This window comes from Corynebacterium simulans (genome assembly GCF_001586215.1).
Lineage (GTDB): Bacteria > Actinomycetota > Actinomycetes > Mycobacteriales > Mycobacteriaceae > Corynebacterium > Corynebacterium simulans.
Window position 1 is genome coordinate 1,874,769 of sequence record NZ_CP014634.1, and the last position, 16,735, is coordinate 1,891,503.

Here is a 16,735-nt window from a genome sequence, read left to right on the forward strand (position 1 = left end):
TGGCTGACCGTAATTCGTATTGTGGCTCGCGCCTCTCAAGCACAAAGGAGTATCCATGGATTCTCGAGAGCAAATCGAAGATAGGATTCTCTGCGGTCAGCCCTTCCGCCCTATTGAGGACCCGGATCTCTATTACGAGATGATGGAGGCGGCGGAGAAGTGTCACGATCTCAACCAGCTTCGTCCACTTCAAACAGCGGAGAAGCAGGCAGTGATGGCAGACCTGCTTGGTGAACTGGGGGAGCGCTTAATGGTTTTCCTGCCATTTCATGTCCAATATGGCTCGAAAATCAAGGTCGGAGATGGCGTGACCTTCAATCGAGGAACGACGGTACTTGATATGGCCCCGGTGACATTTGGCAATGAGGTCATGGTTGGTCCATGGTGTTCCTTCTTTGCTGGCAATCACGCCTTAGACCCCGTAGAGCGGCAATACATGGTGTGTACCGGGGGTGCGATCACCATACAAGACCATGTGTGGCTTGGTGGCAATTGCACGGTAACTGCGGGTGTCACGATTGGGCATGGTGCAGTAATTGGTGCTGGCAGTGTTGTGACAAGAGATATTCCGCCCATGGTACTCGCAGCCGGTAATCCGTGCCGAGTCATTCGTGATATTGGCCCGGAAGATAAGCTCATGGGGGAGTCTTGGGTTCCTGAGTGGCCTAGTTGGATTACGGATTGAGACGGCTGTGAAAGTTCTCGCGGTCGTCCTGGGTTCTGAGGGTGATATGCTGCCATTTGCGCACCTTGGTGTCGCACTTCGAGATCGTGGCCACCAGTTTGTTTTGGCTGGGTTTAGCGAATTCGGCGGGAGTTTTCGTGCAAACGGGGTGGACTACATCGAGTTACCCGGTGATTACCGGGCGTTAATGAAGCGCCTTTTGGGCGATAGTAAAGGCATGATGGACACTGTCTTAGGTATCCGTGAGATGATATCTGACGCCCACGTTTTCGATGTGTTAGAGCATGCCATGGATGGCGTTGACGTGGTCATGTACACCCAATTCAGTGAAGTTGCTCGGTTGTTAGGGGCTGCACGCGGAGTCCCCAGCGTTCGGGTGCAGGTTTTCCCTACCGAACCCTGCCTCCGTTACAGCCTCGTGGATCCGCGAAAACTGGACGGCTCTGTCGGAGCTCTGGTCACCCACTGGATGTCCAATACTCTGATGGCTTGGGCGATGCGCCCAGTGATAGCGGCATGGCGCCGTAGGTTGGGGCTGCGTCAGCGAGCGCTCTCCTCTCCACCAACCACGATCTACCAATTCAGTCCCGCGTTGAGTCCGCCGGCGCCGGAATGGAAAAACCACATTCACGTCACTGGCGAGTGGCTTGACCCGCACCACAGTGAACTCGCCCTAGACCCAGCAGTCGAGGAGTTTGTGGCTGCCGGCTCGGCCCCGGTTCTGGCAAGCTTTGGGAGTATGGTCTCAGATCGCGTTTATGACCTTCAACGATGGACTCGAGACGCGTGCATCGAGCATGGTCTGCGGGCGATAATCGTCGATCCCGATCATGAGCCTGGTGTGAGAGAAGGAATCCTCACCGTCGCCCGGGTCCCGTTCGCGACTGTGCTTCCGTGGTGCCGTGCAGGCATCTGCCACGGCTCACTGGGCACCACCGGGGCGATCCTGCGCGCCGGCAAGCCGTGCCTTGCGGTTGCATTCGGTGGTGACCAACACTTCCATGCCAACGCAGTTTGTCGAAACGGTGCCGGGCCGAACTATATTGACGCCCAGCGAGGCGAACTGAGTGCCCAGTCCCTGGCCGCCGGAATTGCCGATTTGGTAAGTGGAGCATACGACTCCGCAGCCCGCAGGATGCCCGAGTTGCTTGCCACAGACCCGGGTACCGTCGCAGCAGTAGAAATCGTGCTTAATCAGTCCGACCTAGCGAAAGGCGAAAAATGACAGAAATCAGCTGCGAGGGAGTCTTTCCGTTTGTGGCCGGACATCGCACTGGAACCCTCTTGTTTTGCTTCCATCACGCAGGAGGCAGCGCTTCCGTCTATCGTGGATGGGTGGGGGTCAACCCAAGCATTGACGTGGTGCCGGTGGAGCTTCCCGGAAAGGCAACCCGTCGCCGAGAGAAATGGGTAAGCGACTTTGACAAGCTCGCCGATATGTGCGCAACCGAGATAGTAGATCTGGCGGCGGGCGCGCCGATTGCGTTGTACGGCCACTCCATGGGGGCAGCGCTGGCCTACCAGGTTGCTGCCTGCCTGCAGCAGATGCATCGGCCCACTATACCGGAAGCCGTGGTGGTGGCCGCACGGCAGGCGCCCGGAGAAACCGTGCCTGGGGAATACCACTCGTCAATGGGGTTCGGTGCGCTGCGCAGGGAGTTTGAGAAGGTAGGTGGCACACCACCTGAGATCCTTGCCAATGATGATGTGATGAAGCTGCTGCTCGCTGACATTCGTCGCGATTATGTGTTACACGAGGGCTTTCACCATGCAACCACGGTGCTTCGCTCTCCTGTGCTGGCATTGGCGGGGGATAGCGACCCAGCTGTCAGCCCAGAGATGCTTTCCCGGTGGGAAAATTTTACCAGCGGTAGTTTTGAACTGAAGGTCCTGCCGGGTGGGCATTTCTTCCCGCTCGATACTGGAACCGAGTTCCTCGACCTGCTTGCCGGTTTTCTAGCGGGAATTACTGGGAACACTGCCTGGTTAGCGCGGAACAATGCGTGATTGTGACTGTTAAGTAAAGAGGCCCCGATGACCGAACAAAAACCACCCATTACCTTTAGGCAAATATCTCAACCTGCCCACCGGCAGATCACGGTGTCGCTGCTATTGGCGGTGCTGGCGGCGGTTTTGTCGCTGGTGCCGGTAATCGTGCTGGTTGAGCTGGTGCGCACCGTAATGCTGTCCTTCCAGGGAGAGCCGATAGATGCGTCAAAGCTGTGGCTGCTAGTCGCGGCGCTCATGGTGGCCACCGTCCTACATGGACAGGCAACCGTGAAGAGCCTCCAGGTAAGCCACCAGGCCGACGGCCTTTTGGGCGAGCACTTACGCCAGCAGCAGATTACCAAGCTGGGTAGGCTCCCGCTGTCTTGGTTTACGCGGACACCTTCGGGGACTGTGAAAACCTACATCGAAGACGACGTCACCAAGATCCACCAGCTCATCGCCCACGCGCCGCACGATTATTCGGCCGGTGTACTCGTACCGCTATTGAGCCTGGGATACATGTTCGTGGTGGACTGGCGGATAGGCCTGCTGGGCCTGGTACCACTGCTGTTGGCAGTGGCCACCATGCCGTTTATGATGCGCGAGTTTCAAGAAAAGGCGGAGAAATTTAAGTCCAGCCAGAAGCAGCTAGACGCCGCCGTCGTAGAGTTGGTGCGCGGCATCCCGGTTATCAAGGTGTTTGTTCCGGAAGGCTACGACGAGAGCATTTTCCTTAGTCGTTCCCGGAGTTTTGGTGGGTTCTATCGCGAGTGGTTGCACGCCACCGTACACCCCACCGCTTTGATGAAGATCTTCACCTCCACCGGGTTTGGCCTGCTGGTGGTAGCCGCGGCCAGCCCGTGGCTCATCACGTCTGCGGGCGTACCAGTGGCCGATGTGCTGGCAGCGTTTTTGTTCATCAACAACATCGCCGCGCCTCTGCTTATGCTTTCGCGCACTAACATCATGTTTTCGGAGGCGAAGGCTGCCGCGGCGGATCTCACCGAGTTCTTCAACATCCCGGTATTGCCGCCCGCTGCTGGCGGCAGGGAGCCTGCAAACGCCGGAATTGAGTTGAAAGATTTAAGCTTCTCCTACGTGCCGGACACCCCGGTGCTTTCCGGCATTAACCAAAAACTTACCGCCGGCAGCATCACTGCGGTGGTGGGACCTTCCGGCTCGGGGAAGTCCACGTTAGCCGCGCTCATCCCCCGGCTATTAGACCCCACGGAGGGGTCGGTGCGCATTGGTGGCGTCCCTAGTACTGATCTCCGATCTGACCAGCTCTACCGTAGGGTAGGGTTCGTCTTCCAGGACCCTTACCTTATGCGGATGAGCGTGCGGGATAACATTCGCCTCGCTCACCCGGAGGCCACCGACGCAGACGTGGTTCGCGCCGCCCGCGCCGCCCAGATTCATGAGCGCATTACCCATCTGCCGCGCGGCTACGACTCGGTGGTGGGAGAGGACGCGCAGCTTTCCGGTGGCGAGCAGCAGCGGCTGGCTATTGCCCGGTCCATCTTGCTCGACGCGCCGATCCTCGTGTTGGATGAGGCCACCGCTTTTGCGGATCCGGACTCCGAGGCCGCGATCCAGCGGGCCATTACCGAGCTGGTGGCCGGGCGCACGCTAGTAGTTATCGCACACCGGCTCCACACGATCACCGGCGCTGACCGGATCCTCATGCTGGAAAACGGTGAGGTCACCGAAGCAGGCACTCACGAAGAGTTAGTGGCGGCAGGCAAGGGCTACGCCACGATGTGGGCACGCTACCAAACCGCGCAGGCGGGCATCCAAGGGGAGGAAAAATAATGATCCGCACGCTCTATTCACTGGGCAGTCCGGCTGATCGTCGCCGTCTGGTGCTGGTCCTTACGCTAATTGGGATTTCCGCGGTGGCGTTGGCCATTGGCCTTATCCTCATTGCACTGTTTTTGGACACGCTGTTTAGCGAAGATCCCGCGCAGGCCGCAGCATGGTTGCCCTGGATCATTATCTCCGTCCTCGTCTACGCCGCCGCAGACTGGCCCACTGAGGTTATTGCCCAGGACCTGGGGCATGATTACGTGCTGCGCATCCACCGGCTTATCGCCGATCGCACGGCACAGCTACCCCTGGGCTATTTTGAAGAAGATCGCGCCGGCCAGATCGGTGTTGTAGCCACCAGCGGTGCGCTGTTTGCCGCTAACGCGCCGGCAATGATGCTGCGGCCCATGCTGCACGGTGCTGCCTCGGCCGGTTTGGCTTGCGTGTTTCTCATCGCCGTGGACTGGCGGCTGGGGCTGGTTACCGTTGCAGTGGCTGCCGTGGTGTGGTTCGCCTATAACCGCCTAATGCGGCAGTACCGCGTGGCAGAGCGCCAGAAGGGCGAGCGCAACGAGCACGGCGCCGCGGAGGTGCTGGAGTTCGCCCAGGTGCAGCCGGTGCTGCGCACGGCTGGGCCGGATTCGCTGGGGGAGCGCGCCGTGCGCGCCTCGATTCGAGAGCAGCTTAGCGCCCAGCAGCACACCCAGAAGACAGGTGAGATGATCATGGGTCGTCTGGCTTTAATCATCATGGTCGGTACCGTGGTCATTGATGCCCTGGCCACCGTGCTACTTCTCAACCACTGGCTAGAAGCAGGCACCTACATTGGCGTCATTGTGTTGGTGTTCATCCTGGCTCGCGTTGCTATGTCGGGCATACCCTACGGCGAGGGCTTGGAATCCGCGCGCAATACCTTAGATGAGATCCAAAAGATCCTCGATGCGCGGGTGTTGCCGGAGCCTGCGGTTCCGGCGGCGCCACGCGACTATGGCATCGAGTTCGATGGGGTGGGCTTTGGCTACGAACCCAACACCCCAGTGGTCCGCGACGTGAGTTTCCGCGTGGCGCCCGGAACTACTACTGCGTTGGTGGGTCCCAGCGGCTGTGGCAAGAGCACCTTGCTAAAACTTGCGGCACGCTTCTATGACGTTGACCAGGGGACCATCCGTATCGGTGGTGTGGATATTCGCGATCTTGGCTCCCGGGCGGTGTTGGATTCGCTGGCTATGGTGTTCCAATACGTGTACCTCTTCGAGGACACACTGTATGAAAACATCCGCCTGGGCTGCCACAATGCAACGCGGGAGGAGGTGCTCCGCGCAGCGGAGTTGGCCGGTGTCACCGAGATTGCCCGGCAGCTGCCGCAGGGGTTTGACACCCTGATTAGCGAGGGCGGGCAGAATCTCTCCGGTGGTGAGCGTCAGCGTGTCTCCATCGCTCGTGCGCTACTGAAGGACGCGCGGATCGTGCTGCTTGATGAGGCGACTAGCTCTCTAGACGTGCAGAATGAGCACCTTGTGATGCGCGGTATGAAAACGCTTTCTGCCGAGCGCACCATCGTCGTCATTGCGCACCGGCTGCACACCATCCGCGACGCGGACCAGATTGTGATGATGAGTCCCTCCGGCACCGTGGAGTCTATCGGCAACCACGAGGAACTCATGGAGAGTTCCCCACGCTACCGCAGCTTCTGGGGTGAAAAGAGCGACGCCACCAGCTGGAAGCTGTAGGGACTAGCTGTCGCGGCCGCGTAGATACCGCACCGTGCGCGCCAGTGCGAGATCATCGCACGGTTCGCAGGCGGTAAGGCGGCCTTTTTCCACGCGCAGGAGAAGATCGCAGCACCGCGCCACCAGCTCCATGTCATGGGTTACTACCAAAACGGTCTTGCCCTGCCGGGCTAGGGCGTCTAGCAGGTGGGCCACCCGGTGCATGCGGCACAGGTCCAGCCCGCTGGTGGGTTCATCGAAGACGATTACCTCGCGCTCACTTAGGACTGCTGAGGCGATGGCCACGCGCTGGCGTTCGCCGCCCGAAAGCGACATCGGGTGCCGGGCCCGCTTGTCCGCGAGATCAAGTGCACCAAGCACCTCGGTAAGGCGCGCTTCGTTTTTCCCATCCGGTCCACTGGTGCCGATGATTACGTCGGACTCCACGCTCTCCCCGAAAAGCTGGTGGTTTACGTCCTGCATTACTAAATAGGACTGGCGCAGGCGCTGCCGGGGACCCGAGAGCGAGCGGTTATTGATGTCCACCACGCCGGTGGCCTTAGATTCCAGGCCAGTCAGAACGCGCACAAAGGTAGATTTTCCGGCCCCGTTGCGTCCTACCACGCCGATGACTTGCCCTTGCGGCAACTCCGTGTGGCTGATGCTCAGGGATGGCTCTGTAGCCTTGGGGTAGGTGAACTGTAGCTTTTTGAGCACCATCGTGCCACTTGAAGGGCGTGGCTCGCGGGTCACCTCGGGGACCTGCTGCGCTGAGCGCAAGCCCATGCGGTACAGTTCGGCCTTGTCTAGGGTGCGAAACTCCGAGCCGCTGAGATCATGAGCGATCTGCCCGTCCTGCATAACCAGCACTCGGTCCACGATGTCAACTAGGTAGGAAAGCCGATGCTCAGCGATCAGGACGGTGCGGCCCTGTGTCTTCCACTGCGCGACGATGCGGCGCAGCTCATCGACGGCGGCGAGGTCGAGATTTGATGATGGTTCGTCTAGTAGTAGTACCTGTGGGTGCATCGCGGCCACTGAAGCGCATGCTATTTTTTGTTTCTGGCCGCCGGAAAGTGTGAACAGGTGCCGGTCGAGGAGATGAACCATGCCGAAATCTGCGGAAAGTTCCCCAATACGCTGTCGAATCTCGTTGGGCGCCACGCCGAGGTTTTCGCAGCCAAAGGCGAGTTCGCTGGCTACTTCCAGCGTGAAAAATTGCGACTTGGGGTTTTGGAACACTGAGCCTACGCGTTCGGCGATGTCGTGTGGGTGGGCATGAGTGATGTCTTCGTCGTCCAGCAGCACCTCCCCCGAAATCTGGGCGTCGCAGAACGTGTGCGCCACGCCGTTTATCAGGCGTAGCAGGCTGGACTTACCGCAGCCTGATTCGCCACACACTAGAACTAGTTCGCCCTTCGCCACGGTGAGATTTACGTGGTGCAGCACCGGCTCCGCTGTGTTTTGACCATAGGATAGTGACACATCGTGCAGCTTTATCACGGCAGCATCACTATATTTACCAGTAGTAGGATCAGGGACACGACGAGCACGCTTATGACTATTGCGTCGCCTACGCGGAAGCCTATCTCGCACAGCGTGGTTCGTCGGCGAGGCGAGCCCAATCCGCGGGTCACTGCAGACATAGCCAGCTCGTTGCCGATGCTCACAACGGACGCCAACAGTGGCACAAAGCGGTATTCGAGCATAGCGATCGGGTTGCGCAGGCCCGAGATGCCACGCATCTGCATGGCGGTGCGGATATCGCGGTATTCCTCGAGAATCGTCGGGAAGAACCGGAACATGATGGACGTGGGGATGGTCAGGGCGTCGGGGCTCCGCATGCGCTGCATCGCGGCCATGAATTCGCTGGCCGAGACGGTGCGTAGTAGGTACCAGCAGCACGTGATGCCAGGGAGGATGAGCGAAAGCCCTGCGAACCACGTAGCGCACACGTCCACGATGATGTGGCGCTCGGGCAGGGCCTGTACCACCACCGCAGGAAAGCCAGCGAGCACCGCGAAGGTGAGTGCGTATCGCAGTGCAGCGGCCACCATGCCGGAGGCGAGGAAAAGTGCCCCGGGAACGGCAATGAGCATCCACCGGGCGGTGCTGCCCAGCGCCCCACTGGACCCGGCCGGTGAGATGAGCACCGAGGACACCACGAGGATGACCAGCACCGTGGTGCGTGGGTCCAGATGGAGTCCCGCTGTGTGCGTGCCTGATCCGGGCAAAGTGGGCGACATCAGGCGATTCCTGCTCGCTGGAAGTGCTTGGTGAAGATGCGCCGGCCGAGGATCCCGCCGAGGATCCCGCAGACGAAGGTTACTATCACAATGATGAGGAATAGCCAAGTCATCTGGCCAATAGAGGTGAGGCCATCCGCGAAACTAGCACCATATTTGGTCTGCATGCCGCTGCTCTCTATGTAGCGCCGAGTGGTGAAGAAAAGCGGAATATATGATGCGGTGGGTGACACTGCTATAAAGGCATAGGCGATCACACTGTGTATTGCGCTCGTATACTTGCCGGCGCGCAAAATTAACTCGGCAAACACGGCCATGACCAAGCTGAGCAGCAGTGGCCATATGCCTAAACCAAGCAGCAGGCTGGCGAGGCCGCTGAGAAGAAGGAATATGAAGACCATGCCGGGCTTGTGCACCTTGGCCAAGAACAGCATCATCGGGATGCCCAGGATGAGGGCCTGAACGCTGGTGATCATCACGTAGGTGATGGGGGTGATGCCGATGAAGGCGATGACCACGCCGGCTACCAAGTTGATGACGAAGAAGATGCCGATGTTCATCAGGTCGGTGATGTTCAGCCGTCCTGCTTTTGCATCTTTCGGGGTGGTGTGGGGAGTACTGGGCATGATGTTTCCTTTCAGATTAGGCTGCTTGTGCGTAGCACTGGGTTGGGGGCAAGTGGCTTGTCAGGTGAGTGAAACAGGTGTGGCATGAACTCTAAATTTCGCCTTCTTCTACGTCGCTGCCGACGATGTTGGCGATCAGGTCGGACAATTCTCGGACCGTTGGATGGTTGAATACGTCACGTATGGAGATCTCTACTGACATTTCTCGACGAATCGAGTTAGTAAGCCGCACGGCCGTGAGCGAGTCGGCACCGATGGTGAAGAAGTCATCGTCGATGCTGATCTCCTTGGGCCCGAGGAGTTCTTGCAAGATGGTAACGATACCCGAATCTCGGTGATTACGAGAGCGTTCCCTTGTTTGTGGTTGTTCAAAGGTTTTTCCTTCTAAACTCTTGCGATCAATCTTGCCGTTCCAAGACCGTGGTAGCCCATCAATGCGTGATATCACGCGTGGACGCATATAGGCAGGGAGAGACTCGGCGAGGTGGTTATTGAGTGCTGCCATGTTAAAGCCCTCATGCGTAACAACGTAGAGAACAATGCCATGGTCGTTGACAGCGACGCAATCGCGGAGTTCGTTGAATTTTCGTGCTGTTGACTCGATCTCACCGAGTTCGATGCGGTAGCCGTTGACCTTAACCTGACCGTCCTCGCGCCCCAGGAAGATGATGTGACCAAGGTGATTGTAGAGGGCCTTGTCGCCCGTGCGGTACATTCGTTCGCCGGTGCGGGGGTGGGTGATGAATGATGCTGCGGTCTTCTCTGGGTCCTTCCAGTACCCCATGGCCAGGCCACGTCCGGCAATGTAAAGGTCTCCCGGCACATGCGTGGGTCGGGGGTTCAGGGCCTCATCGAGGATGTACATTCGCTGATTTGCCAGCGGCGTTCCATAGGGAATGCTGGTACGCGAGGCATCATCGACGCCTACCTCGTACCAGTTTGACCATATCGATGCCTCGGTAGCACCCCCAGCAGCGAAAACTGTGCAGTCCCGGAAGAGGGTGCTGACCTGGTAAGCGATATTTACAGGTATCCAATCTCCGCTGAGTAGTGCCGACCGTACGGAGGAACCAATGAGGCTCCGTTCGCGGAGGTGTTCCACGTACATCGAAAAAAGTGCTGGCACAGAGTTCCACAGCGTCACCGAGTGCGTAGTTACGGCATCTGCCCAGCACTGCGGATCACGTTTGTCTGCTGGAGATGGCAACACCAAGGTAGCACCCCGCGCGAACATCCCGAAGATGTCGTATACCGATAGATCGAAGTTTAGCTCTGAAATCCCCAATATCCGGTCGGTCGGAGTCACCCCGAGGCGTTCGTTGACATCGACAATCGTATTGACCGCCGACTCGTGGGTGATGGCTACTCCTTTGGGAGTGCCCGTCGTACCAGACGTGTAGATGACGTACGCAAGCGAGCTGGGTGTCGGACTCGATTCGCTTAAGGCCTGGTCACCTGGCCGATGCCGGGCGACATCGGCCAGAGTGATGACTGTGCAGTGCTCGGCTAACGCAGCGAAATCATCGTCCGGATGGTCCATCGCAACAATGGATGCACCCGCATCGTTGATGATGGAAGTGTTACGCCCCACCGGTTGGTCCACGCTCAGCGGCAAGTAGGCGCATCCGGCCTTCATTGCGCCTAGTACCGCTGCGATCTGTTGTGCGGACTTTTCCATCATGATGCCAACGAGATCACCAGGCGCCGGGTCAGTTGCAGCAATAAGCTGGGCCCACTTATCCGACTGCTCATTGAGTTGCTCGTATGTCCATTGCGTGGTGGCGTCTATCACCGCGAGGTTGTCACCATGCTCGGCAAGTCCCTTCTGATACAGCCCCAGTAGGCTCTTATCCGCTCCGGGGAGTTCCCGGTCTGTGTCGTTGATTCGATCTGCGGTGGGCGCGTTGGTCGTCGGAGCTATGGTACTGGTGGGCGCGTTCCAGAGTTCAGGGGACTCTGCGAGGTGCGAGAGAGTGGCTGTAAGGCTGGTGAAAAGCTCCGCCACCATGTCGTCGGGGAAGATCGCCTCGACCGCGTCCATATTCAGCATCAGGCCACCATCGTGTTCATAGACCTGGAGGTCCATCCATACCTGTGGCGTCTGCGATAGGCCATGATCGATTACGCCCAGGTAAGGACTCTGATCTGACTCGGGGTGCTCCACGACGCCCAGGCCACACGTGAAGACCACCGGCATGGTTACCCGAGCACCGCGTTGCTTAGTAAGCATTCGCTGCACCGACACGCCGGAGACACTGCCGTGATCGAGATTGCTGAACATGCGCCTGTGTAGCGCTGCAGCGCGGTCCCGGAACGATGGTGCACACTGGGTATCCACGCTGAGAATAGATAGGCTGGTGAAGTCGCCAACTATGTGGTCAACCTCGGGGGCGAACCGAGTGCGGTCGAACCGGGTCAGGTTGATGCTAAGTCGCGGCTCATCGCTGTACCTCGCTAGGACTTCGGCGTATACCTCGGCTAGGAATACGGCTTCGGTCATCCCCTCCTCACGTACCCGTTGCTTAATCCGGCGCCACTTCGCAGCGTCCACCAGGGCGTGGTGGCGGCAAAACTGCGAGGTATTAGCGCCGTTTGTGTCGGTCACCGGCAACTGCGGTGCAGGATAAATAGTATCCACTGCCGATTCCCAATAGGCTTGGTCACGCTTATGGATGTCGCTGTGTGACAGTTCAATCGTGGCTTCGACATAGTCTTTAAATGAATAGGGGATTGCCGGATCGAGACTGTCTACGCCGTGGTCGTAGGCCTGCTTCCACTCACGGAAAATGTGGAACATGCTCCAGCCGTCGATAAACAAGTTATCGAAACTTAAAAGCAGTCGACCCGCGTCGGGCTCGGCTACGTAGCGCACGTCAAAGCATGGCCACTGAGTGGGATCAAACTTCTGGCGGGACATTTCCTCTCGGATTTCATCGAGAGTATCCTCATTGTCGGCGTTGCCGGAGCGAATGAGGGCAATGCGGTAGCGTGGTACTTCGGGCAACACACGCTGACTCAATCCGTCCTCACACACGACGGTGCGCAGCATGGGATGGCGTTTAATCAGGGCATTGAACGCGTCTTCCACTCGCTCCGGGTCTAGGCAGGCAGTGGACATTTCAAAGTAACAGTGGCTGGAAACGTCGCCGAGTTCGATGGCTCCAGAGCTGCCGATGAGATAGGACTGCTGCACCTCAGTCAGCGGGAACGGAGCGTACTGTTCAGACCCGTGAACAATCTTGGGAAGATCCGATTGCTGGTGGGGGACTTCGGCTATCTGGTCAATTCGGGCGGCCATGTCGCGCAGCAACGGAACGTCAAAGATATTCTCTAACGGAAATTCCACGCCAAAACACTGTTCGATGGTACGGCGCAGGCGTGTTGCTGTGAGAGAGTCACCACCCAAGCGAAAGTAGTCTGAGTTCACGTTGGAGCTGGTGTGCAGCAGCTCATCCCAGATATCGATGAGCCGTTTCTCGGTGGCGGTGTGCGGAAGTTCGGTGACAGCGGGCTCGTTGTCGAAGTATTCCGGCACTAATGCTGTGAGCGCTTTGCGGTCAATCTTGCCGTTGCTGGTGAGTGGAAACTTCGCTAGCTCCAGGATGCGTTTCGGTAGCATGTACTCCGGAAGGCGGGTGGCCAGTAGGTTTGTAGCCTTGGCATAGTCAGAATCGCATAGTGTGACCGATTCGTTGGAACTAGCGCGTTCGGCGATGATAAGCGCCGTCGTTTTAGTGATCTCTACATGCTCTACAGGTTTCCACCCAGTGCGCTGCAGGATTTCTTTCCAGCTGCGGGCGCTGAGTAGTACTGTACCGGTTTCGGCCCGAGCGTCCGTGGTATTGTTGGCAATAAATGCGGCGGTGATATCGGACATCGGGGAGGGGGCAGTGGGCTCTACCACCACCATCGTTGCTCCAGGGGCGCTGAGGCCCCAGGCCTCACAGAGCGTTTTCTCGATGTCCTCGCTCTGGTGCAGCGTCTGGTTGCACAGCACCAAGTCCGCCTTCGTCACTGCCTCCCCAGGAATCGGTTGGGGCGTGCTAGTGACTCCGAGCTGGCGGTACGTGAAGGTGTTACCAACACGTTGTCCGGCATGTTCGAGGTGATGACGATAGGGATCAGCGAGCACGTATGCGCTCGTCCCCGCGATAGCCGCGTAGTCCGCAGAGGCCTCGGGCCGGCGTGACCCGATCTCAAGAATCTTGAGCTCGCTGGTTGAGTGGGTACTGCATTCACGCACAACCGCGCCGAGGACCCGGTGAACCAACCGACCCAACGGACGGGTTGCGAGGAATTGCTCCACCGACATCGAATCTGGGCTTTGGATGAACTCAGCGATACTGCGCTGCTTCTCCGCCATTACGAAGGCTTGCTCGAAGGGGGTGACAAAACGCTCTAACGCGCCGAACGACTCGTCGTCTAGAAGCAAGTCTGCGGTAGCCGGGTGTTCATCTGCTTTGCCTAGCCATGTCTGCCAGCGATTACGGTGTTCGCGGAGGTGGTTTGGGGTCCCCACGCCGGTGAGTTGCTCCTCCCAGCGTCGCATCACTGAGAAGGCATATGCGGTCTGTAAATGCTCATCGTGCTCGACGGACGTGCGGATGTCGCCCTCGGTCAGCACGTCGTTGACTTTGGCGCGCAATGACGTCGCAAACTGCTCCGGAGTAGTTCGGGCAACATGTGACGGTGTGAACTGAGCAAACGTAACCAAAGATGGTGACGATGATGCACCTTGGTGCGTGATACACACGGCACGCTCTATTGGCAGCAACGCTTCACACGCGGACTCGATCTCGCCGAGTTCGATGCGGTGGCCACGAACTTTGACTTGGTTATCCGAGCGGCCTAAAAACTCGATCGTCCCATCGGCCCAGAACCGGCCCATATCGCCTGTGCGGTACCAACGTGAGTCCTCCGAGATTACGAACTTAGTTTCGGTGAGTCCGGGGTCGCCGACATATTGTGTAGCTACGCCCAGGCCGCCAATCCACAGCTCCCCCACAGAATAATCGGGACAGTCCTGGCCATTGCTGGACACCACCCGGTACATCTGTTTGGCAAGCGGCCGACCATAGGGAATTGAGGTCCACTCGGGTGACACTACATCGAGGTCGAGACCATTGGACCAGATAGATGCCTCCGTCGCACCGCCCATAGCTAATAGGTGTGCCTGCGGGGTAACCGTGCGCATGCGCTCAGGCAGGCTGGTATCAATCCAGTCGCCAGATAGCAGAACATGGCGTATGCTGCTGAGCTTGCCCGGTGTCCGATCAGCCGCAGATAAAAGCATCTCAAACAAAGTAGGCACCGAATTCCAGATAGTTATGCCTAAACTATCCACCAGCGATACCCACTTCTTGGCGTCGCGGCGCGCATCATCTGGGATGGTTACCAGTTCGCCGCCAGCAGAAAGGAGCCCGAAGGCGTCGTACACCGAGAGATCGAAATCAAAGGAAGATACGCTTAGTAGGCGGTCTGTCGGACCAACGCCCAGGCGACGGTTGATCTCGCTAATGGTGTTCCATGCAGCACCGTGGCAAATCTCGACTCCTTTTGGTGTTCCAGTGGTCCCAGAGGTGTAGATTACATAGGCTGGGTCTTGTGGATGCAGCTGCGGAAGATTGGCTGTGCCGGTAGCGCTCGTGAAATCTACTACCTGAACTGCAGTTTCGCTCAGAACCTTATCGGGTCGGTCAGTAATCAGATGCGTTACTTGGCTTGCCCCCAAGAGAGCGGCAATACGAGATTCCGGTTGCTGTAGACTCACCGGTACATATGCTCCGCCCGCCATCATCGCGGCTAGCGCACCAATAATCTGGCGAGGACCACGCTCCACCATCACTGCAATCAAAGCGCCTCGCCCAACCCCGGAATTCACCAAAGCAGAGGCGATGGTGGTGGCTTGCTCTTCCAAATCTTGGTAGGTAATAACGTCGCCGCTTGCACTGCGAATGGCCGTGGCCTGGGGGTGGCACCGTGCAGCGGCAATCACCTCATCGACAAGGGTGGTGTCAGGCAGCCGCCAAGAGGCAACTTCGGCACGTGACGCTCGACGGGCCTGCGCTCCTGGGCTCTCTACCGGGTCTGAATGCGAGAGATCGTCGGTGATTGCCTTGTCAATCTCCATCACTAGGGTGGCGAAGAGATCGTCCAGCATCTTCTCGGGGAACAACTGTTCAACTGCGTCGCAGACGATTAGGAAGCCGTTGACGGTGGTGAAGACTTGGAGGTCAATCCACACCTGGGGGGTCTGGGAGATCATGTAGCTAATCTCTCCGAAGGTATCTATAAACTCTTGGCCAACCAGTGGGTCTCCCAGGTTGCAGGAGAACACCACGGGAGCCAAAACTTGCTCACCTCTGGAAGCACGTAGGTCTCGCAGCACCCGCACCGCCGAATACTGTGAATGTGACGAATCCTCATAGAAAGAGGCCTGTATATCCTTGAGGTCCTCGCTGAAAGTGCGGCGTGTGGACTGATCGATACTGGTGAGTGTCAGGGCGGTAAAGTCTGCGACGACATTCTTTATCGCTGTGTCTGAACCGCGGTTGAACAGAGGTACGGCCATGAGGAATTTTTTATTCTCGCTCCATTGGCCGATGGTGCGGGCGTAGGCGGTCAGCAACACCATTGCTGGGGTAGTAGCGTGGTGTTCACACACCTCACGCAAGCGCGACCAAGTTGCCGAATCGAATGATCGACTGCGGCGTACAAACCGGTGTGCTTGTTCCTCGTTGGTGCCGTGGCTCATCGGCAAGGTTGGGGCACCCGGCAACTCGGAGAGGCGATTGCGCCAGTATGCCTGGTCACGGTCGATATCGGCGACGCCTTCGCGAGCGTGTCCAGCGAGGTAGCGAGCGAAACTCCACGACGGGTCGGCGTCGGGGGCTTCACCGGTGGCGTAATGGTGGGCGAGGTCGTGCAAGATAATTTGGAAACTCTGCACATCGCACACAAGCAGGTCGATATCGAAGTGAATAACTGCTACATCCTGAGGGAGGAGGCTGACTTCTAAAGATACCACATGGCCGGTAGCTATGTCCAACAGTCGGTGCGAAAGGCGTTCGCGCGTGGATAGCAGAGCTTCTTCGCGCGTGGACTCGTCCATCTTGGTGAGGTCATGAACGAGGATGGTGGGGTGGGGCGGCTCTGGCAGCACATATTGCTTGCCATCTTCGGTGTAGCAGGCGCGCAACATCGGGTGGGAACGTAGCAGCGTCAGCCAGCTTTGTTGCAATCGGTCGATATTGATACTGCGGGATTCGACCTCTACGTAGCCGTGGGTGCCCACCCCGCCCAGTTGCTGCGAGGAATTGCGGCCAATCCAATAGGCGTATTGGACATCTGTGAGGTCAAAGGGTACGGAATCGTCGATGGGAGCGGCAAACCCATCTTTGGGGGACTCAATGGCGTCAGTGCTGTGGTTTGGTGTGGATTCTACAAGCATCTTCGCCCACTGCCTTACCGTTGGGGCGCGCATGAAATCTCCAAAGGAGACGCGGTGTCCCTGTTTCATCCAATCAGCGAGCAGACGGACTGTTGGAAGTGACTCCAGGCCGTGGGAGAGCAGGTTGTCGTCGATGCCGATTTCGGCATCTTCGCCGAGGATCTGGTGGAGCGAGGCGAGGAGTTCTTCGCGAATTTGTTCCTCTTTGATCATGGTCTTGTCCT

At 58.2% G+C, this 16,735-nt stretch carries 9 protein-coding genes; 5 read left to right on the forward strand and 4 right to left on the reverse strand.

Annotation, left to right across the window (positions count from 1 at the left end; genetic code table 11):
* The first annotated feature begins 55 nt into the window (after positions 1-55).
* The 5 genes from WM42_RS08735 (at position 56) to WM42_RS08755 (ending at position 6,210) form a co-directional block, all read left to right on the forward strand.
* Positions 56-685: a sugar O-acetyltransferase gene (locus WM42_RS08735; protein ID WP_062037223.1), complete on the forward strand. Its 630-nt coding sequence runs from the start codon at positions 56-58 to the stop codon at positions 683-685.
* A gap of 217 nt (positions 686-902) precedes the next feature.
* Positions 903-1,910 carry a glycosyltransferase gene (locus tag WM42_RS08740; protein ID WP_224784049.1) on the forward strand — a complete coding sequence of 336 codons (1,008 nt, stop codon included), beginning with the start codon at positions 903-905 and terminating at the stop codon, positions 1,908-1,910.
* The gene (locus WM42_RS08745) at positions 1,907-2,692 is read left to right on the forward strand and encodes a thioesterase II family protein (protein WP_023018093.1); all 786 of its coding nucleotides are present in this window, start codon (positions 1,907-1,909) and stop codon (positions 2,690-2,692) included. Before WM42_RS08740 ends, WM42_RS08745 begins: the two co-directional genes overlap by 4 nt.
* A 27-nt stretch (positions 2,693-2,719) precedes the next feature.
* Positions 2,720-4,486: an ABC transporter ATP-binding protein gene (locus WM42_RS08750; RefSeq protein ID WP_034970331.1), complete on the forward strand. Its 1,767-nt coding sequence runs from the start codon at positions 2,720-2,722 to the stop codon at positions 4,484-4,486.
* Positions 4,486-6,210: an ABC transporter ATP-binding protein gene (locus WM42_RS08755; protein WP_061926046.1), complete on the forward strand. Its 1,725-nt coding sequence runs from the start codon at positions 4,486-4,488 to the stop codon at positions 6,208-6,210. Before WM42_RS08750 ends, WM42_RS08755 begins: the two co-directional genes overlap by 1 nt.
* A 3-nt stretch (positions 6,211-6,213) precedes the next feature.
* Here WM42_RS08755 and WM42_RS08760 read toward each other — a convergent pair whose 3' ends face one another.
* The 4 genes from WM42_RS08760 to WM42_RS08775 all read right to left on the reverse strand — a co-directional run bounded on the left by WM42_RS08760 (position 6,214) and on the right by WM42_RS08775 (position 16,724).
* Complete coding sequence (locus tag WM42_RS08760) at positions 6,214-7,674, reverse strand: ABC transporter ATP-binding protein (RefSeq protein WP_227917020.1); 1,461 nt, start codon at positions 7,672-7,674, stop codon at positions 6,214-6,216.
* A 14-nt stretch (positions 7,675-7,688) separates the two neighbouring features.
* A complete protein-coding gene (locus tag WM42_RS08765; RefSeq protein ID WP_014303365.1) occupies positions 7,689-8,435 on the reverse strand; it encodes an energy-coupling factor transporter transmembrane component T in 747 nt (248 codons plus the stop codon).
* Entirely contained in the window at positions 8,435-9,061 is a 627-nt protein-coding gene (locus WM42_RS08770; RefSeq protein ID WP_014307391.1) for an MptD family putative ECF transporter S component, read from the reverse strand. The genes WM42_RS08765 and WM42_RS08770 overlap by 1 nt, the downstream gene beginning before the upstream one ends.
* Before the next feature lie 91 nt (positions 9,062-9,152).
* Positions 9,153-16,724, reverse strand: coding sequence for a non-ribosomal peptide synthetase (locus tag WM42_RS08775; RefSeq protein ID WP_062037226.1), 7,572 nt, complete (start codon positions 16,722-16,724; stop codon positions 9,153-9,155).
* Positions 16,725-16,735: the final 11 nt, after the last annotated feature.